Annotated in this window: 20 protein-coding genes; 11 read left to right on the top strand and 9 right to left on the bottom strand. The window is 69.0% G+C overall.

Going from position 1 to position 16,034, the window contains the following annotated elements; translation table 11 throughout:
* The first annotated feature begins 111 nt into the window (after window positions 1–111).
* The 4 genes from AC1DMS_RS21785 to AC1DMS_RS21770 are packed head-to-tail and all read left to right on the top strand — an operon-like array spanning window position 112 to window position 1,997.
* Complete coding sequence (locus tag AC1DMS_RS21785; RefSeq protein ID WP_062363668.1) at window positions 112–639, top strand: phosphatidylglycerophosphatase A family protein; 528 nt, start codon at window positions 112–114, stop codon at window positions 637–639.
* Window positions 633–1,187, top strand: coding sequence for a CinA family protein (locus AC1DMS_RS21780; RefSeq protein WP_436287186.1), 555 nt, complete (start codon window positions 633–635; stop codon window positions 1,185–1,187). The genes AC1DMS_RS21785 and AC1DMS_RS21780 overlap by 7 nt, the downstream gene beginning before the upstream one ends.
* A 1-nt stretch (window position 1,188) precedes the next feature.
* Window positions 1,189–1,686 carry a nuclear transport factor 2 family protein gene (locus tag AC1DMS_RS21775; protein ID WP_307592912.1) on the top strand — a complete coding sequence of 166 codons (498 nt, stop codon included), beginning with the start codon at window positions 1,189–1,191 and terminating at the stop codon, window positions 1,684–1,686.
* A complete protein-coding gene (locus AC1DMS_RS21770) occupies window positions 1,683–1,997 on the top strand; it encodes a GNAT family N-acetyltransferase (protein ID WP_307592913.1) in 315 nt (104 codons plus the stop codon). The genes AC1DMS_RS21775 and AC1DMS_RS21770 overlap by 4 nt, the downstream gene beginning before the upstream one ends.
* On the opposite strand, the gene AC1DMS_RS21765 is transcribed toward AC1DMS_RS21770, so the two are convergent.
* Window positions 1,987–3,174: an MFS transporter gene (locus AC1DMS_RS21765; protein WP_436301874.1), complete on the bottom strand. Its 1,188-nt coding sequence runs from the start codon at window positions 3,172–3,174 to the stop codon at window positions 1,987–1,989. The genes AC1DMS_RS21770 and AC1DMS_RS21765 overlap by 11 nt on opposite strands.
* Before the next feature lie 46 nt (window positions 3,175–3,220).
* Window positions 3,221–4,003, bottom strand: a complete 783-nt coding sequence (locus AC1DMS_RS21760) for a UPF0149 family protein (protein ID WP_478181804.1) — start codon at window positions 4,001–4,003, stop codon at window positions 3,221–3,223.
* Between the two features lie 55 nt (window positions 4,004–4,058).
* Between AC1DMS_RS21760 and AC1DMS_RS21755 the strand changes: the two genes are divergently transcribed.
* Together AC1DMS_RS21755 and AC1DMS_RS21750 are read left to right on the top strand one after the other, a co-directional pair.
* Window positions 4,059–5,777, top strand: a complete 1,719-nt coding sequence (locus tag AC1DMS_RS21755; RefSeq protein WP_478181803.1) for an FMN-binding glutamate synthase family protein — start codon at window positions 4,059–4,061, stop codon at window positions 5,775–5,777.
* The gene (locus tag AC1DMS_RS21750) at window positions 5,774–6,691 is read left to right on the top strand and encodes a BUD32 family EKC/KEOPS complex subunit (protein ID WP_369664111.1); all 918 of its coding nucleotides are present in this window, start codon (window positions 5,774–5,776) and stop codon (window positions 6,689–6,691) included. The genes AC1DMS_RS21755 and AC1DMS_RS21750 overlap by 4 nt, the downstream gene beginning before the upstream one ends.
* 9 nt (window positions 6,692–6,700) lie before the next feature.
* Here AC1DMS_RS21750 and AC1DMS_RS21745 read toward each other — a convergent pair whose 3' ends face one another.
* The 6 genes from AC1DMS_RS21745 to AC1DMS_RS21720 form a co-directional block, all read right to left on the bottom strand.
* Window positions 6,701–6,955, bottom strand: a complete 255-nt coding sequence (locus AC1DMS_RS21745; RefSeq protein WP_478181802.1) for a hypothetical protein — start codon at window positions 6,953–6,955, stop codon at window positions 6,701–6,703.
* A 32-nt stretch (window positions 6,956–6,987) separates the two neighbouring features.
* Complete coding sequence (locus AC1DMS_RS21740; RefSeq protein ID WP_062364466.1) at window positions 6,988–7,230, bottom strand: hypothetical protein; 243 nt, start codon at window positions 7,228–7,230, stop codon at window positions 6,988–6,990.
* A gap of 45 nt (window positions 7,231–7,275) precedes the next feature.
* Window positions 7,276–7,521: a hypothetical protein gene (locus AC1DMS_RS21735; RefSeq protein ID WP_062363682.1), complete on the bottom strand. Its 246-nt coding sequence runs from the start codon at window positions 7,519–7,521 to the stop codon at window positions 7,276–7,278.
* Window positions 7,518–8,000, bottom strand: coding sequence for a type VI secretion system amidase effector protein Tae4 (locus AC1DMS_RS21730; RefSeq protein ID WP_436299383.1), 483 nt, complete (start codon window positions 7,998–8,000; stop codon window positions 7,518–7,520). The genes AC1DMS_RS21735 and AC1DMS_RS21730 overlap by 4 nt, the downstream gene beginning before the upstream one ends.
* Window positions 8,001–8,185: 185 nt before the next feature.
* The gene (locus AC1DMS_RS21725; protein ID WP_436299382.1) at window positions 8,186–8,617 is read right to left on the bottom strand and encodes a putative toxin-antitoxin system toxin component, PIN family; all 432 of its coding nucleotides are present in this window, start codon (window positions 8,615–8,617) and stop codon (window positions 8,186–8,188) included.
* A gap of 38 nt (window positions 8,618–8,655) precedes the next feature.
* Complete coding sequence (locus AC1DMS_RS21720; RefSeq protein ID WP_012745636.1) at window positions 8,656–9,897, bottom strand: THUMP domain-containing class I SAM-dependent RNA methyltransferase; 1,242 nt, start codon at window positions 9,895–9,897, stop codon at window positions 8,656–8,658.
* Between the two features lie 80 nt (window positions 9,898–9,977).
* Between AC1DMS_RS21720 and AC1DMS_RS21715 the strand changes: the two genes are divergently transcribed.
* The 5 genes from AC1DMS_RS21715 to AC1DMS_RS21695 all read left to right on the top strand — a co-directional run bounded on the left by AC1DMS_RS21715 (window position 9,978) and on the right by AC1DMS_RS21695 (window position 14,414).
* Window positions 9,978–11,774 carry a sensor histidine kinase gene (locus AC1DMS_RS21715; protein WP_478181801.1) on the top strand — a complete coding sequence of 599 codons (1,797 nt, stop codon included), beginning with the start codon at window positions 9,978–9,980 and terminating at the stop codon, window positions 11,772–11,774.
* A gap of 90 nt (window positions 11,775–11,864) precedes the next feature.
* Window positions 11,865–12,494 (top strand): cytochrome b, encoded by a 630-nt coding sequence (locus AC1DMS_RS21710; protein ID WP_307592924.1) that lies wholly within the window; start codon window positions 11,865–11,867, stop codon window positions 12,492–12,494.
* Window positions 12,491–13,072 (top strand): YceI family protein, encoded by a 582-nt coding sequence (locus AC1DMS_RS21705; protein WP_012745633.1) that lies wholly within the window; start codon window positions 12,491–12,493, stop codon window positions 13,070–13,072. The genes AC1DMS_RS21710 and AC1DMS_RS21705 overlap by 4 nt, the downstream gene beginning before the upstream one ends.
* Before the next feature lie 40 nt (window positions 13,073–13,112).
* Window positions 13,113–13,748 (top strand): YceI family protein, encoded by a 636-nt coding sequence (locus AC1DMS_RS21700; protein WP_012745632.1) that lies wholly within the window; start codon window positions 13,113–13,115, stop codon window positions 13,746–13,748.
* An 18-nt stretch (window positions 13,749–13,766) separates the two neighbouring features.
* Window positions 13,767–14,414 (top strand): LysE family translocator, encoded by a 648-nt coding sequence (locus AC1DMS_RS21695; RefSeq protein ID WP_478181800.1) that lies wholly within the window; start codon window positions 13,767–13,769, stop codon window positions 14,412–14,414.
* A gap of 10 nt (window positions 14,415–14,424) precedes the next feature.
* Here the strand turns inward: AC1DMS_RS21695 and AC1DMS_RS21690 are convergent, their stop codons facing one another.
* The gene (locus AC1DMS_RS21690) at window positions 14,425–16,029 is read right to left on the bottom strand and encodes a phospholipase D family protein (RefSeq protein ID WP_478181799.1); all 1,605 of its coding nucleotides are present in this window, start codon (window positions 16,027–16,029) and stop codon (window positions 14,425–14,427) included.
* Window positions 16,030–16,034 lie beyond the last annotated feature (5 nt).

The raw sequence follows: 16,034 nt of genomic DNA, 5'->3' as shown, positions 1-16,034 counted from the left end.
GGCCTTGCGAATTAAACAAGCTATTGCTTTGATAAATAGAGGGCCTTGGGCAGCCCCCCGAATGCGCGACACTCTGGCCTGATGCAAGCTGCTTCTTCCTCCGCAGGCCCCATGCCGCCAGCCACGCCCCGCCGTCCCTCGATCGCTTTCCTGTTGTCCCACCCGGCGCATTTCATCGCCATGGGCTTCGGCTCCGGCCTGCCGCGCGTGGCGCCCGGCACCGTCGGCACGCTGTGGGCCTGGGCCGCCTTTGCCGTGATGCAGCTGTGGCTCACGCCCGCGGCCATCGGCTGGATCATCCTGGCCTCGCTGCCGATCGGCTGGTGGGCCTGCAGCATCACCGCGCGCGACATGGGCGTGGCCGACCCGGGCAGCATCGTGTGGGACGAGGTGATCGCGTTCTGGATCGTGCTGTGGCTCGTCACGCCGGCCGGCCTGCTCGCGCAGGCCATCGCGTTCGGCCTGTTCCGCTTCTTCGACGCCGCCAAGCCGGGGCCGGTGGCCTGGGCCGATGCGCTGTTCAAGCAGCGCGACGCGGTCCAGGTGCGCTGGTGGCGCGCGGGCTTCGGCATCATCCTCGACGACCTGGTGGCGGCGTTCTGCACGCTCTTGGTCATCGCGCTCTGGCGCGCATGGTGAACACGATGGAAGCCTCGACCCCAGCGAATTTTCTTGCCGACCAGGACACGCCCGCGCTCGTCGCGGCCTTGGCCGACCTGCTGCTGAAGAAGGGCTGGATGCTGGCCACGGCCGAAAGCTGCACCGGCGGGCTCATTGCCGGCGCATGCACCGAGCTCGCAGGCTCCAGTGCCTGGTTCGAGCGCGGCTTCGTCAGCTACTCGAACGCGGCCAAGACCGAACTGCTGGGCGTCGATGCTGCGCTGATCGAAGCCCACGGCGCGGTCAGCGAGCCGGTGGCGCGCGCCATGGCCGAAGGCGCCATCGCGCATTCGGCAGCGCGCGCCGCGGTGGCCGTGACCGGCGTGGCCGGCCCCACCGGCGGCAGCCCCGAAAAGCCGGTCGGCACCGTGTGGTTCGGCTGGTCGGTCGACGGGCAGGTGCGCACCGAGCGCCGCCGCTTCGATGGCGACCGCGCCGCGGTGCGCGCCGCCACGGTGCACTACGCCCTGCAGACACTGGTGGGCCTGCTCGGCCCGCAGCCCGGCACCACAACGAAGGCCCCATGACATGACAACTGCCACCGCCAATGCCCAGACCATCGAGCGCTTCTACGAGGCCTTCTCCAGGCTCGACGCCCGCGCCATGGCCGCCTGCTACGCCAGCGACGCGGCCTTCGACGACGAGGCCTTCTCGCTGCGCGGCCGGCAACAGGTGGGCGGCATGTGGCGCATGCTCTGCGACGCCACGCGGGCCAAGGGCGCCGACGTCTGGCGTCTGAGTTGGCGCGACGTGCAGGCCGACGGCACCAGCGGCCAGGCCCATTGGGACGCGCACTACCGCTTCAGCGCCACCGGCCGGCTGGTCGACAACAGCGTCGATGCGCGCTTCGGCTTCACGCCCGAGGGGCTGATTGCCACGCACCGCGACAGCTTTGCCTTCTGGACCTGGTCGCGCCAGGCGCTCGGCGCGCCGGGCCTGCTGCTCGGCTGGACGCCGATGCTGCGCAACAAGGTACGCGCCACCGCGGCCGCCAATCTCGCCACTTATCTCGCACGCCAACCATGAGCAACAGCAACCTCGCCATCACCAACAACGAAGCCCTGCACCGCTACGAAGCCGCGCTCGAGGGCCAGCTCGCGGCCTACGCCGAATACAACCTGCTGACCGACGCCATCATGTTCACCCACACCGAGGTGCTGCCCGAGCACGAGGGCAAGGGCGTGGGCTCGGGCATTGCGCGGCATGTGCTCGACGAGGCGCGCGCCAAGGGGCTGCATGTGATTCCGGTGTGCCAGTTCATTGCGGGCTACATCCGCAAGCACCGCGAATACGCCGACCTGGTGCGGCCCGACATCCAGCGCGCCTTCAAGATCTGAGGGCGTCGGCCTTCGGCGCGGGCAGCCACGCGAAGGCCGCGATGCCCAGCACCAGCAGCGCGGCAATGGTGGCCAGCACGGCCGTGAGCGGATCGCCGCCATGCGCCGCGGCCACCGAGGCCGCCACGCCGGTGGCCCACTGCATGAGCGCGACGCCGAGGAACATCGCCATGGTGAAGACCGCCATCGCGCGGCCCGTGAGCGTCGCCGGATAGGCCACGCGCACGTCGGCGTACTGCCAGACGATGAAGCCCGAGAGCACGCCGATCAGCACCATGCCGCCGATGTCCAGCCAGGCCGAGTGCGTGAAGGCAATGAGCGCGAACAGCGCCGCATAGCCGAGCGCGCACACCACGATCCGGCGGCGGCGCGCGGCACCGTCGCGGTCGAAGCGGCCGAACAGCGGCGCACCGAACAGCGAGATCACCGACACCGCGATGGCGACGTTGCCGCTTTGCACCAGCGAGTAGCCGTGGCGCTCCATCATGAGCGGTCCGAGCCAGAGCCCGCGCAGCGAGATGAAGGCGGCGTAGGTCACGGCCCCGAGCATGACGATGCCGAGCGTGTGCGGCATTGCGAGCAGCGCGCCGAACTGGCGGATGGCCTCGGGAATCGACTCGTTCACCCGCGGCACGGCCGCGGCGGGCTCGCGCACCCAGTGCCAGATCGCGAGCCACGCCAGCGCCGAGGCCACGGCCAGCACCAGGAAGCCCGCGCGCCACGAATAGGCCTGCACCAGCCACGCGAGCGGCGTGCCGGTGGCTAGCATGCCGAGGCCGCCGATGGCCAGCACCAGGCCCGAGACGGTGGCAAAGCGCGCGGCCGGAAAGTGCCGCGCGATGAACACGGTGCACACCAGGAAGGCCGGCGCGCAGCCGACGCCGATCAGCGCCTGCCCCGCCACCAGCACCGCGTAACTGGGCGCGAACGCCGACAGCAGCGCGCCCGCGATGGCGACCGGAAAAGCCACCAGCACCGTGCGCCGCACGCCATGCAGGTCGATGCCGATGCCCATGAAGAGCTGCATCGCGCCAAAGGCGAAATGAAAGGCGCCCGAGAAAATGCCCAGTGCCTGGGCCGAGAGCCTGAAGTCGGCCTGCAGCGGGCTCGCCATGATGGCGCCCACCGTGCGAAAGGCCTGGCTCAGCGCCACGCCGGCGCACAGCGCCAGCACCATGGCCCACGCCGCGCGTGGCGTCAGCCGTGCGCTGGCAGGGCCGCTGTCAGGCACCGTGGCACTTCTTGTATTTCTTGCCGCTGCCGCAGGGGCAGGGGTCGTTGCGGCCGGGCGTGGCTTCCTTGCGCACGGTCTCGACCTTCGGGCCCAGGCTCTTCCAGAGCTGGCGCAGGTCGTACACGGCCCAGATGGCGGCGCCGAAATCGTCCAGCCGCTGCTGGCTCACGCTCGGCGGGCCGTCGTCGCTGAACATCGAGAGCGTGGGCTTGGCCTTGTCGTCCTCGGTCAGCGCCACGATGTTGTCGAGCGCGTCGTCCAGCATCTGGGCGGCTTCCTTGTCGCGCGGCGCGGCCCAGTCCTCGGGCCAGTTCTCGACCGCGTACATGAAGCCCAGCGCCCAGACCTGCGCGAACGAGGGAATTTCCTCGCCCGCCACCTCGGCGCGCTCTTCCTCGGGCAGCGAGGCGATGGCGCCGCGGGTGTCGAGCACCTCGGGCTGCCAGCTGCGCTCGTCGTCGAGCGACTGCACGTCGGCGTCCAGGCCCTCTTCGATCTCGAGCCAGCGGCGCTTCCAGTTCCAGACGAACTCCATGTGCTGGGCCGGCACGAAGCCCTCGCCCAGCAGCACCGGCCAGTATTCGGCCGGCTCGATGGGCCGGCGGGTGCAGATCAGCGCGGCCATGAAGCCTTCGCAGAACTCCCACTGGGGAATTTCCTCGTCCTGCTCGCGCATGGAGTCCAGCGCCTGGTCGAGGGCGTCGAAATCGTCGGGGCCGAGGGGGGCGGAAGCGGCCGCTTCGGCCTGGGGGGTGTCGTGGTTGTTGGTCATGGCAAGTTCGGGGCAGCCCTCTATGATGCAGCAGGCTCCGGTCGACACTATTTCTATGTCCACGATTATTCCGTTTCCGACGCGCTACAGCGCCTTCGCCCTGTGCGTGGTCGGCCTGGCGGCCTGCATCGCCCTGGTGCTGGTGTCGCCCCACCTGTGGCTGGCCTGGGTGGGCGTGGCGGTCTTCGCGGTGCTTTCGGGCACCGGCGTGCACGACCTGCGGCAGGCGCGCCACGCGATCCTGCGCAACTACCCCGTCATCGGCCACCTGCGCTTCCTGCTCGAATTCATCCGGCCGGAAATGCGGCAGTACTTCATCGAGAGCGATTCCGAGGCCGCCCCGTTCTCGCGCGCGCAGCGCTCGCTGGTGTACCAGCGCGCCAAGGGCGAGCCCGACAACCGGCCCTTCGGCACGCAGCTCGACGTGACCATTGCGGGCTACGAGTGGATCAACCACTCGATGCAGCCCACCAAGCTCGACAACCACGATTTCCGCATCGTGATCGGCGGCACGCCGCACACCGCCGATGCCAGCCCGCCGCCGTCGGGCGCGGCGTCGCACCATCCCTGCACGCAGCCCTACAGCGCGAGCGTGTTCAACATCTCGGCCATGAGCTTCGGCGCGCTGTCGGCCAATGCGATCCTCGCGCTCAACCAGGGCGCCAGGCTGGGCGGCTTTGCGCACGACACCGGCGAAGGCTCCATTTCGCAGCACCACCGCGTGCATGGCGGCGATCTGATCTGGGAAATCGGCTCGGGCTACTTCGGCTGCCGCAACGAGGACGGCAGCTTCAACGCCGAGCGCTTCAGCGCCAACGCGCGCGATCCGCAGGTGAAGATGATCGAGATCAAGCTGAGCCAGGGCGCCAAGCCCGGGCACGGCGGCGTGCTGCCGGCACCCAAGGTCACGCCCGAGATCGCGGCCGCGCGCGGCGTGCCGATCGGCATCGACTGCGTTTCGCCCTCGTCGCACAGCGCGTTCAGCACGCCCATCGAGATGATGCATTTCATCGCCAGGCTGCGCGAGCTGTCGGGCGGCAAGCCGACCGGCTTCAAGTTCTGCCTCGGCCATCCGTGGGAGTGGTTCGCGATCGTCAAGGCCATGCAGGCGACGGGCATCACGCCTGACTTCATCGTGGTCGACGGCGCCGAGGGCGGCACCGGCGCCGCGCCGGTCGAGTTCAGCGACCACGTGGGCGCACCGCTGCAGGAAGGCCTGCTGCTGGTGCACAACACGCTCGTCGGCGTGAACCTGCGCCACCGCATCAAGCTGGGCTGCGCGGGCAAGGTGATCACCGCCTTCGACGTGGCGCGCATGATGGCGCTGGGCGCCGACTGGTGCAACGCGGCGCGCGGCTTCATGATGGCCCTGGGCTGCATCCAGGCGCAAAGCTGCCACACCGGCCACTGTCCCACCGGCGTGACCACGCAGGACCCAGTGCGCCAGCAGGCGCTGGTGGTGCCGACCAAGGCCGAGCGCGTGCGCAACTTCCACCGCAGCACGCTGCATGCGCTGCAGGAGCTGGTGCAGGCCGCCGGCCTCGACCATCCGCAGCAGATCACGGCGCACCACATCGTGCGGCGCATTTCCGACACCGAGGTGCGCCTCCTGAGCAACCTGGTGATGCAGGTGCAGCCGGGCGCGCTGCTCGGCCCGCTCGACAAGCAGCACAACGTGTTCCGCACCTACTGGCCGCTGGCCAGCGCCGAGAGCTTCCAGCCCCTGACACAAGGACCGCACGGCCTGGTGTCGAACCTTCCGCTGGCCGCATGAACCCCTTGCGACGCGGCGCATCGGCGCGGCTGCACAGCGCCAAGGGCGCGGCCTCCGCGCCCGCGCCGCTGGACGCGCAGCCCTTCGTGCCGGCGGCCGGCGACTACGCCGAATTCCTGCGCCTCATGCTGCCCAAGCAGCAGAAGAACGTCGCCAGCCACCGCCTGGGCAGCGAGCGCGTGTGGCTCAAGAAGGCCGGCCCGCGCCACGGCAAGTGGGGCTACCGCGTGATGGCGGCGGTCGCGCGCATGGCGCGGCTGGACATCATCAAGCCGGTACCCAACCCGGGCGGCGAGGCCGCCATCGCCACCGAGGCGCGGCGCCTGCGGCAGCTCGCGGCCGCGGGCCTGCGCGTGCCGGCGGTGCTGGCGCAGCAGCCCGACGGCCTGCTGATCTCGGACCTCGGCCAAAGCGGCCGCGCCACCGTCGTGCTGCAGGAGCGGCTCGACCAGGCCGCCGCCGCCGGCCCGGCCGCGCTGCTCGCGGTCTGGCGCGTAGGGCTGGCCGCGATCGCCAAGGTGCATGTGCGCGGCCAGCACCTGAGCCAGGCCTTCGACCGCAACCTGGTGCAGTGCCCCGACGGCGTGATCGGCTACATCGATTTCGAGGACGACCCCTCCGAGGTCATGACCCTGGCCGAGTGCCAGGCCCGCGACTGGCTCAGCTACCTGCACTCCACGGCCATGATGCTGGAGGCCGCCGCCCCCGAAGCCGCCGGCCAGCACTGGCACGCCGCGCTGGCCGAGGTGGACACGGAAGTGCGCGAGCGCATCGCCGAGGCGGCGCGGCGCATGAAATGGGCGCAGAAGCTGCCCGCGAGCCGCCGCTGGGGCCGCGACACGCAGCGCGTGCGCGCGGTGGCGCGGCTGCTGGGGCGCTGGCACCTGGGGCCGGCCGCTGCGCTGCAGAACTAGCAGCGGTCGTCAGGGGCGCTGTTGGCGGCTGAGTTGCTTCTGCCGCCATCTGCGGAATGCGAGGTCGCCGAGCCAGCCGCCGGCAATGGCGCAAAGGGCCTGCACTGCAAGAGCGATGACGAAGGCTTGCGACAAATCGCTCTCGCTTTGGGCCCTGTTCATTTCGTACCACTGCCCAATGGGAACGAGCACACCTTTGGCAGCAAGAAAGCTGAGGGTCAGCGCTCCGGCCAGAATACAGAGCAGTCGAATGAGTATCTTCATGGAACTCGGCCGATCCGTGATCGCTACATGAGCTACGGGCGATCAGGCTGCCTCTGCCGCCACTTGCGAAATGCCCAGTCGCCGAGCCAACCGCCCGCGATCAATGCGAGGAGTTGAACGGCGAGCGCGACCATGTACGCCTGGCCCAGGTCACCGTCGTTCCTTGCAAAGTTGAGCTCGTACCAATGGCCCACAGGGCCAATCAGCTTGTAGAAAACAAGGCTGAGTGCAATCGCTCCGACCAAAATACAGAGCAATCGAACGAGTGTTTTCATTTGGCCCAGATCAATGATGACCCCGCCCAACAGATGCGCCACGAGCTACTTGCGATCAAGCTGCTTCTGTCGCCATTTGCGAAATGCCCAATCGCCCAGCCACCCGCCCGCAACAGCGAAAATCGCTTGCACAGCAAGAGCGATAACGAAAGCGTCGGATACATCGTCGAAGCTCTGGGCCTTGTTCATTTCGTACCACTGCCCAATAGGGGCGAGCACGACTTTCGAAACAAGAAAACTGAGCACCAGCGCTCCGACCAAAATGCAGAGCAGTCGAGCGAGGATCTTCATAGGACCGGCCAAAACCATATAGCTTGCGCATGGCGCATGTCAGTGAGGACACCTTCCCAAGAGATCCGCCACTGAATGAGGAACCAGGACGAAAGTTTAGTCAACCGCGATCCATTCCAGAGATCGATATGGTCGCCCTGCCGCCCCTCACCCCAGTAGTTCTGGATGAACACGATGCCAGTGCGTCCTGCAATTTTGTCGAATCCTTCCTTGCCGGTGTACTTTTCGGTGCGCGACATAAGACCGGCGGTTCCCGAATCAAGCCAGCTCGCTAACTCCTGTGCCCGGATCGGATACTTCGGCTTGTCTTTTTGCCAGGAGTAGACGCCTCGAAAAGTGTCGAGATTCATGCTCGACCGGATAAAGGCAGCGCCAACGTTGATCGCACATTGGTCCTTGTAAACGTCCTTGTCCAATAAAGCGCCGTCGCCCTTGATATTGGGATGATTGGCCCAGAGCGTCGCGAAAGATGGTTGCATTTTTTCCCGTCGAAACAAGAATTGAAGGGTGGCGCCAGTGAAAGCTAACACCGTCCCTCGCAGGTGTCGATGAGTCGGAAGTTGTCAATCCGCCGGTTTTCGCGCGTTCCAGCGCGCAGCGGCAATCGACCGGTCCCATGGGTGCAGTTGGCGCGGCATGAGCCGACGCGCCATCACTGCGCCGGCTACGAAATCCCGAGCGCCGCCTGCACCACCACGCCGCGCAAGGCCAGTCGCTTCTTCATCGACAGCACCGCGCGGTCCTTGCTGAGCAGCAGCGCGCGGTGCGCCACCGCAAGGTCGATGAAGACCTGGTCGTCGGGGTCGCTGCAGACGCAGGGCGCACGCGATGGAACGCCTTCGATCATGCGCACCCGCGTGTCGAAGTCCGCCAGCACCGCGGGCACTTGCAGGCCGCGCTGCGCCATGCGCCGGGCGATCAGCGGGTAGCCGAGCACGCGCTCGAGTTCGACGCGCATCGCGGCCGTTGCGAGCCAGCGCAGTTCGCCCGCGGCCAGCAGGGCGATCAGCGGCACCCAGGCGGGATCCTCGAAGACCAGGAGGTCGAGCGCGATGTTGGTGTCGATGACGACGAGGCCGGATTCCGGAACGGTCATGGTGGCGTGCGATCGCGCACCCGCAAGTGCGCGCAGTGCTACTTCCTGGCCGAACCCGCAACCATGTCGAAACGGAACAGCCGGCACTCGATGGGCCCGTTCCACATCGGCACGCGGCGCGATTCCTTCAGCCGCATCTGCCTGGGCAGCTTCAGGTCGGGCGTGAGCACCCAGGCGGTCCAGCCGGCGTAGTTCTTCTTCCAATGGGTGGCGAGCTGCGGAAAGAAATCGCCGCCGCCGTCGCTGCCTTCACCGCCGCCCTCGCCCGGGGTCTGCGCGGCCTCGCGGGCGCCGAAGCGCGCCACGCCGCCGACCTCGATGCGCTCGCCGTACGGCGGGTTGAGCATGATCACCCCGCCCTCGGCCGGCGGCATGCGCTGCAGCGCGTCGCCGCCGCGGAACTCGATGGCATCGGCAACGCCGGCGCGCTCCGCGTTGCGCTCGGCAAAGTCGACCATGCGGTGCGAGACGTCGGAGCCGAAGATGGCGACATCGCGCGGCACCGCCGACGACTGGGCCTCTTTCCTGATGGCGTCCCAGACGTGCGCCTGGAACGGCAGCAGCTTCTCGAAGCCGAAGCGCCTGAGCGACCCGGCCGCAATGCCGCGCGCGATCTGCGCCGCCTCGATGGCGATGGTGCCGCTGCCGCAGCAGGGGTCGTACAGCGGCTCGGCGGCCACGGCGCCGGTTTCGGGGTTCCACCAGCCGCTGGCGGCCAGCATGGCGGCGGCCAGCGTTTCCTTCAGCGGCGCATCGCCCTTGTCCTGGCGCCAGCCGCGCTTGAAGAGCGGCTCGCCGGAGGTGTCGATGTAGAGCGTGCAGTGCTCGGTGGTCAGGTGGGCGAACACGCGGCAGTCGGGCCACTGGGTCTCGATGCTCGGGCGCACGCCGCCGGCCTTGGCGCGGAAGCGGTCGGCAATGGCGTCCTTGATGCGCAGGGTGGCGAAGTTCAGGCTCTGCAGTGGGCTGTGCTGCGCCGTGGTCTCGATCTTGAAGGTCTGCTTGGGCGTGAACCAGATCTCCCAGGCCACGCCGCTGGCGATGGCGTAGAGGTCGTTCTCGCTGCGGTAGGGCGCGTGGGCCAGCTCGACCAGCACGCGCTGCGCGAGCCGGCTGTGCAGGTTGAGCTTGAGCGCGTCGCGCCATTCGGCGCGCACCCGCACGCCGCCGCGCAGCGTGAGCAGGTCCTGGCCGACGCGGCCGGTGAGCGCATGGACTTCCTGCGCGAGGAATTCCTCGACGCCGGCGGCGCAAGGCAAAAAGAGAGAGAGATCGTTCACGGGGGGTTCGCCATCATTCGGCCGCTGGGGAACGCCATTGTCGCCGCGCCGGGCCGCTTCTCTATATAGTGGATCGGCCGATGAATTCCACCACCGCGCCCATGGTTGCTCCGGCTGTCGCCGACGACGATGGGCGCTTTGCCATCCAGTGCGAGGTGCTGCGGCTGTCGATCCGGCCGATCGGGCCGGTGCTGCTGGCGCAATACCTGCTGAACTGCGGCGTGGCGGCGCTCTTCGCCTGGCAGTATTCGCTTTCCCGCGCACTGGTGTGGATTTCGCTCATCACCGTGGTGACGGTCATGCGCGGCTTCTTTCCGCAGCGCCTGCCCGACCCCTTCACCCCGCAAAGCCTGCGCGATGCACAGCGCACGCACACGGCGCGCACCGGCATCTGGGAGCTGGCGCACGGCCTGGCCGGCGTGCTGCTGTTCAACCCGGGCCAGCCCGAGCAGCAGCTGCTGCTCGGGCTGATGCTGATGGGCATGACGCTGTCCTCGGCGTTCTCGGTGTCCTTCTACGTTCCGGCCACGCAGCTGGCGATCACGCTGCTGCTGGCGCCGGTGATCGTGACCGGCCTTTGGCTCGGCGCGCCGGCCATGAAGGCGGTGGCGCTCATCGGCATCGGCCTGACCGCGATGATGTGGAAGCTGGTGGCCGAGCATTCGCGCCAGCTCGAGGAAAACATCGGCTTGCGCCTCAATGAACGCAGCCTGCGCGAGCAGGCGCTGGCCGGGCTGCGCGCCTCCGAGCAGGCGCAGGCCGAGCGGCTGCGCTTCTTCTCGGCCGCCAACCACGACCTGCGCCAGCCGGTGATGGCCATCGGCCTGCAGGCCGAGGTGCTGCGCCAGCAGCTGGACAACGGCGCCGATGCGCCCGTGGTGCAGCACACGGTGGCCTCGCTCGCGCGCGCGCAGCAGGCGCTCGAAGGCCTGACCAACCAGCTGCTCGAGATCGGCCGCATCGAGGCCGCGGCCGATCCGCTGCAGCCGGTGGCGGTGCCGCTGGCGCCGCTTTTGGCCGACCTCGCGCGCCAGGCCGGCAATGGCCGCGTCACGGTGCGCTGCCCCGCCGATGCGGTGGGCTGGGCCGATGCGGTGTCGCTGCGCCGCGTGCTGGCGAACCTGGTCGACAACGCCGTCAAGTTCACGCCGCGCGGCCGGGTGCTGCTGGCCGTGCGCGCACGCCAGCGCGACACCGGGCGCGCCTGGCGGGTGGAGGTGCGCGACAGCGGCATCGGCATTGCGGCGGACTCGCAGGAGCGCGTGTTCGGCGACTTCGAGCAGATCGGCAACGTGGAGCGCAACCTGCAGCGCGGCCATGGGCTGGGCCTGGCGATCGTGCGGCGGCTGGCCGCGCAGCTCGGCATCCAGGTGTCGCTGCGTTCGGCGCCGGGGCGGGGCTCGGTGTTCGGCTTCGAGCTGCCCGCGGCGCCGGCCGATGCGCCGGTGGCGGCTCCCGCGCCCGCGGCGCAGCCCCGGTCCGGCGCGGCGCACGCCCTGCGGCCCGGCCTGGCCGTGCTGGTGGTGGAAGACAACACCGTGGTGGCCGACAGCCTCAGCGCGCTGCTGCAGCAATGGCAGCTCGCGCCGCGCGTGTACGCCAGCGCGGCCGAGGCGCTGGCGCTGGCCGACCTGCGCGCGCTCGACGTGGCGCTGTGCGACATCCGGCTGCCGGGCGCGCTCGACGGCATCGCGCTGGCGGAACGGCTGCAGCGGCAGAAGCCCTCGCTCGCCATCGCGCTGGTCTCGGCCGAAATCGGCGAAGCCACCCAGCGGCTGGCCGCGGAGCGCGGCTGGCATGCGCTGCGCAAGCCGGTGCAGCCGGCCGAACTGCATGCGGTGCTGGTGCAGGCGCAGCAGGCGGCATCGGGGCGCTGACCGGGCGGGCGGTGCGTCTGGCACGGCTCGTGCACTGCCTTCACCGCTTCCGATATATGCTCCGCGCACAGGCCGCCGGTCCTGCCCCCGATGTCCATCGACACCCCCTCCCACCCCGCCGCCATGGCCGATGCGCCCGCCGATCCGCGCGGCCTGCGCGAGCTGCGTTATGGCCCGGTCGCCATGGCGCTGCACTGGCTGCTCGCGGCCATGATCGTCGGCTCGCTCGGCGTCGGCCTCTACATGACCGGCCTGCCGCTCTCGCCGGCGCGCATCAAGCTCTACAACTGGCACAAATGGGCCGGCGTGACGATCCTGCTGCTGTCGGCCGTGCGCCTGCTGTGGCGGCTGCGCCATCCGCCGCCGCCGCTGCCGGCCGAAGCGGCGGCGGCCATGCCGCGCTGGCAGCGCAGCGGCTACCGCGCGAGCCACGCGCTGATGTACCTGCTGTTCCTCGCCGTTCCGCTGTTCGGCTGGGCCTACAGTTCGGCGCTGGGCTTTCCGGTCGTGTGGTTCGGCGTGCTGCCGCTGCCCGACTTCGTGCCGGTCGACAAGGAATGGGCCGAGGCCGTGCTCAAGCCGCTGCACAAGGGCAGCGCCTTCACGCTGGCCGCGGTGGCGCTGCTGCACGTGGCGGCGGTGCTCAAGCACCACTGGATCGACCGCGATGGCATCTTGAAACGCATGTGGCCCGCGCCACGCAAGGAATCCGCCGGATGAAGCGCACCTCCCGTCTCTGTCTTGCGGCCGCCCTGGCGTTCGCCCCTCTCGCGCCCGCGCTCGCCGAGCCCGCCACGGCCACCCGGCTGGTGGCGGACAAGAGCCAGATCGCCTTCGTGAGCAAGCAGATGGGCGTGCCGGTGGAAGGCACGTTCAAGAAGTTCGATGCGCAGGTGGCCTTCGACCCGCGCAAGCCCGAAGGCGGCACGGTCGCATTGCAGATCGACACGGGCAGCGCGTCGCTGGGCGTTCCGATGAGCGATGCCGAACTGCCCAAGCCGCCGTGGTTCGATACGGCGCATTTTCCGCAGGCCAGTTTCCAGTCGAGCGCGATCAAGGCGCTGGGCGACGGCCGCTTCGAGATGGCGGGCAAGCTCACCATCAAGAACATCTCGCGCCCGATCACGGTGCCGGTGAGCATTGCGCCGGCCGGCGCCCACGCGGTGGCCAGCGGAAGCTTTACGATCCAGCGGCTCGACTACAAGGTGGGCGACGGCGAGTGGACCGACACCTCGGTGGTCGGCAACGAGGTGCTGGTTCGCTTCAAGTTCACGCTCGCGGGGTTCGGCCCGCTCTGAATTCCTTTATTTCGTTCTCACGCCACGCACGCCCATTGCCATGAAGAAGCTCCTCCTCGCTGCCGCGCTCTCAGCCGCGGCGGCCCTTGCCACCCCTGCCCTGGCACAGGAATACACCGCGCCGCCCGTCGCCGCCAAGCCCGCGGGCGGCCCGGTGAAGAACGCCAGCTACGTGATCGACCCCACCCACACCTTCGTGATGTACGAGATGGGGCACTACGGCACCACCACCAACCGCGGCCGCTTCAGCACCAAGGACGGCTCGGTGCAGATCGACGGCAGCGGCAGCAGCGGCAAGGTCGACATCACGATGGACATCAGCTCCATCAACACCGGCGTCGACCTGCTCAACCGCCACGTGCAAAGCAAGGACTTCTTCAACGTGGCCGAATTCCCGACCGGGCGCTTCGTGGCGGACCGCATCGAGTTCAACGGCGACAAGGTGGCCGACGTGCCGGGCACGCTCACGCTGATGGGGCAGACCAGGCCCGTCACGCTCAGGGCCGTGCGCTTCAACTGCTACCTGAACCCGCTCATCAACCGCCAGGTCTGCGGCGGCGACTTCGAGACGACGGTGCAGCGCAGCGACTGGGGCATCACCTGGGGCCTGAACTTCGGCTTCGAGAACAAGGTGAAGCTGCTGGTGCAGGTCGAAGCGGTCAATGTGCAGCAATAGAAGAAGAAGGAGGCAACCATGAGCGGCATCACGGTTCCGTTGCTGGGCATCGCGGGCGCGATGATCGTCGGGGCCATGAGCCCCGGACCGAGCTTCGTCATGGTGGCGCGCACCGCCGTGTCGTCGTCGCGCCGCGACGGCCTGGCCGCGGCGCTGGGCATGGGCGCGGGCGGCGTGGTGTTCGCGATTGCGGCGCTGGTCGGGCTGCAGGCGGCGTTCCTCGCGGTGCCGGCGCTCTACCTGGCGGTGAAGCTGCTCGGCGGCGCCTATCTTGTGTACCTGGGCATCCGCATCTGGCGCGGTGCGCGCGAGCCGCTGTCCACCGCGCAGGAGGAACGCGCGGCCGCAGGCACGGGCGGCAATGCACGGCGCGCATTTCTCCTCGGCATGGGCACGCAGGTCAGCAACCCGAAGACGGCGGTGGTCTACGCCAGCATCTTCGCGGCCTTCCTGCCGCGCGAGGTGCCGCTGGCGCTGGCGCTTGCGGTGCCGGCGGTGATCTTCTGCATCGAGACCGGCTGGTATGCGGTCGTCGCGCTGGCGCTGTCGTCGGCGGCGCCGCGCTCGGCCTATCTGCGCTACAAGGCCTGGATCGACCGCGCGGCCGGCGGCGTGATGGTGCTGCTGGGCCTCAAGCTGCTGTCGGGCGTGCGCAGCAGCAGCTGAGCCGCGCGGACTACAGCAGGCTCTCGGGCGTCAGCGGCGCCAGCATCTCGAGCATGGTGCGGCCCCAGAAATCGGAGTCGGGCTCCTCGTTCAGCACGGTGGTCCGGCCGGCCTCCTCCTCGCTGATCCACTCGATGCGCGCATTGCCGCTGTCCTTCGCAAAGCGCAGCCGGTAGGCGCCCTGCTGCTTCAGCACCTCGATGAGCTTGAGCGTCTGCTGCGCCATCTCGGGGCTGCGGATGAACAGGCCGATCTCGGTGTTGTGCGTTTCGGAGCGCGGGTCGAAGTTCATCGAGCCAACGAAAAGAACCTGCCGGTCGATCACCGCCGACTTGGCATGCAGCCGCCCCACCGAAGTGCCGAACAGGCCGAGGCGCACGCTGCGACGCGTGCGCGTGGTGCTCAGTTCGTACAGCTCGGCGCCGAGCTCGAGCATCTCGGGCCGGTAGCGGCGGTAGGCGGTGTGGACCAGCGGCTCGTCGGTGGCGGCGAAGGAATTGGTGACGATGCTGATCTTCACGTTGCGCCGGCGGATCTCGCGCATCACTTCGAGCCCCGCCTTGCCCGGGATCAGGTAGGGCGAGACGATGGTCACCTCGGAGCGCGCGCGGCGCATCTGCTCGACCACGTTGTAGCGCACGCTGTCGACGTCGAGCAGCGGCACGCCGCCGTACGAGGCGGTCTTGCCGATCACGCGCTCGGGCGAATCGGCATACGCCTCGGCCAGCGTCCAGATCAGGTCGAGCTTGCCGGCATCCAGGTCTTCGGCGATCGGGCTGTAGCCGAGCAGGTCGTTGGGCGCGGGCCGGGGCGGCGGCGGCGTGGTGTCCGGGCCGGTGGCGGTGTCGAAGCGCTTCTGCAGCTCGTCACGTGTCAGTGTGCTGGCCACCACCGACTGGACCGGCCGCACATAGACGCTGTTCCAGTACTGGTCGAACAGCGCGCCCAGGCGCGGAATCAGCGCGCCGGCGACGAAGGTATCGAGATCGAGAAAATTCTCGCCCGCCGTGCGCCTGAAATACTGGTTGCCGATGTTGCGCCCGCCCGCCACCGCCATCGCGCCATCGGCGATGAAGAGCTTGTTGTGCATGCGCCGGTTGACGCGGCTGAAGTCGAACAGCGAGGCGGTGAAGCGCCTGAGCAGGCTGCCGCGCCCGGCCGGAAAGGGATTGAACAGGCGCAGCTCGACATTCGGCGTGGCGGCCAGGCCGAGCAGCAGCTCGTCCTCGCCCGAGGTGTAGAGATCGTCCATCAGGAGCCGCACGCGCACGCCGCGCCGGGCCGCATCGCGCAGCGCGCGCAGCAGGTAGCGGCCGGTCTCGTCGTTCTCGATCTGGTAGTACTGCACGTCGAGCGTGCGCTGGGCGCGCCGCGCGAGCTGGATGCGCGTGTCGAAGGCGAAATCGCCGCCCGGCATCAGGCGAAAGCCGCTCAGGTCGGGGTCGGGCTGCGAGGCCAGCGCGATCTTGCCGAGCGCGGTGTCGGCCGAGGCGGCCATGGCCCGGGTGCCCGGGCGCGGCGCCTCGTCGGGCAGGGTGGCGCAGCCGGCGAACAGCAGCACCGCCGCCATGGCGAAGACCCATTGCCCACAGCGCGACAGCAGGCGACGGGCCATCGGCG

Source organism: Variovorax sp. 05T418, from assembly GCF_056396385.1.
This window is presented reverse-complemented; position numbering and strand designations above follow the sequence as displayed.

Coding starts and splice junctions, on each gene's coding strand:
- AC1DMS_RS21785 (WP_062363668.1), top strand. CDS start 112: ATGCCGCCAGCCACGCCCCGCCGTCCCTCGATCGCTTTCCTGTTGTCC.
- AC1DMS_RS21780 (WP_436287186.1), top strand. CDS start 633: ATGGTGAACACGATGGAAGCCTCGACCCCAGCGAATTTTCTTGCCGAC.
- AC1DMS_RS21775 (WP_307592912.1), top strand. CDS start 1,189: ATGACAACTGCCACCGCCAATGCCCAGACCATCGAGCGCTTCTACGAG.
- AC1DMS_RS21770 (WP_307592913.1), top strand. CDS start 1,683: ATGAGCAACAGCAACCTCGCCATCACCAACAACGAAGCCCTGCACCGC.
- AC1DMS_RS21765 (WP_436301874.1), bottom strand. CDS start 3,174: ATGGTGCTGGCGCTGTGCGCCGGCGTGGCGCTGAGCCAGGCCTTTCGC.
- AC1DMS_RS21760 (WP_478181804.1), bottom strand. CDS start 4,003: ATGACCAACAACCACGACACCCCCCAGGCCGAAGCGGCCGCTTCCGCC.
- AC1DMS_RS21755 (WP_478181803.1), top strand. CDS start 4,059: ATGTCCACGATTATTCCGTTTCCGACGCGCTACAGCGCCTTCGCCCTG.
- AC1DMS_RS21750 (WP_369664111.1), top strand. CDS start 5,774: ATGAACCCCTTGCGACGCGGCGCATCGGCGCGGCTGCACAGCGCCAAG.
- AC1DMS_RS21745 (WP_478181802.1), bottom strand. CDS start 6,955: ATGAAGATACTCATTCGACTGCTCTGTATTCTGGCCGGAGCGCTGACC.
- AC1DMS_RS21740 (WP_062364466.1), bottom strand. CDS start 7,230: ATGAAAACACTCGTTCGATTGCTCTGTATTTTGGTCGGAGCGATTGCA.
- AC1DMS_RS21735 (WP_062363682.1), bottom strand. CDS start 7,521: ATGAAGATCCTCGCTCGACTGCTCTGCATTTTGGTCGGAGCGCTGGTG.
- AC1DMS_RS21730 (WP_436299383.1), bottom strand. CDS start 8,000: ATGCAACCATCTTTCGCGACGCTCTGGGCCAATCATCCCAATATCAAG.
- AC1DMS_RS21725 (WP_436299382.1), bottom strand. CDS start 8,617: ATGACCGTTCCGGAATCCGGCCTCGTCGTCATCGACACCAACATCGCG.
- AC1DMS_RS21715 (WP_478181801.1), top strand. CDS start 9,978: ATGAATTCCACCACCGCGCCCATGGTTGCTCCGGCTGTCGCCGACGAC.
- AC1DMS_RS21710 (WP_307592924.1), top strand. CDS start 11,865: ATGTCCATCGACACCCCCTCCCACCCCGCCGCCATGGCCGATGCGCCC.
- AC1DMS_RS21705 (WP_012745633.1), top strand. CDS start 12,491: ATGAAGCGCACCTCCCGTCTCTGTCTTGCGGCCGCCCTGGCGTTCGCC.
- AC1DMS_RS21700 (WP_012745632.1), top strand. CDS start 13,113: ATGAAGAAGCTCCTCCTCGCTGCCGCGCTCTCAGCCGCGGCGGCCCTT.
- AC1DMS_RS21695 (WP_478181800.1), top strand. CDS start 13,767: ATGAGCGGCATCACGGTTCCGTTGCTGGGCATCGCGGGCGCGATGATC.
- AC1DMS_RS21690 (WP_478181799.1), bottom strand. CDS start 16,029: ATGGCCCGTCGCCTGCTGTCGCGCTGTGGGCAATGGGTCTTCGCCATG.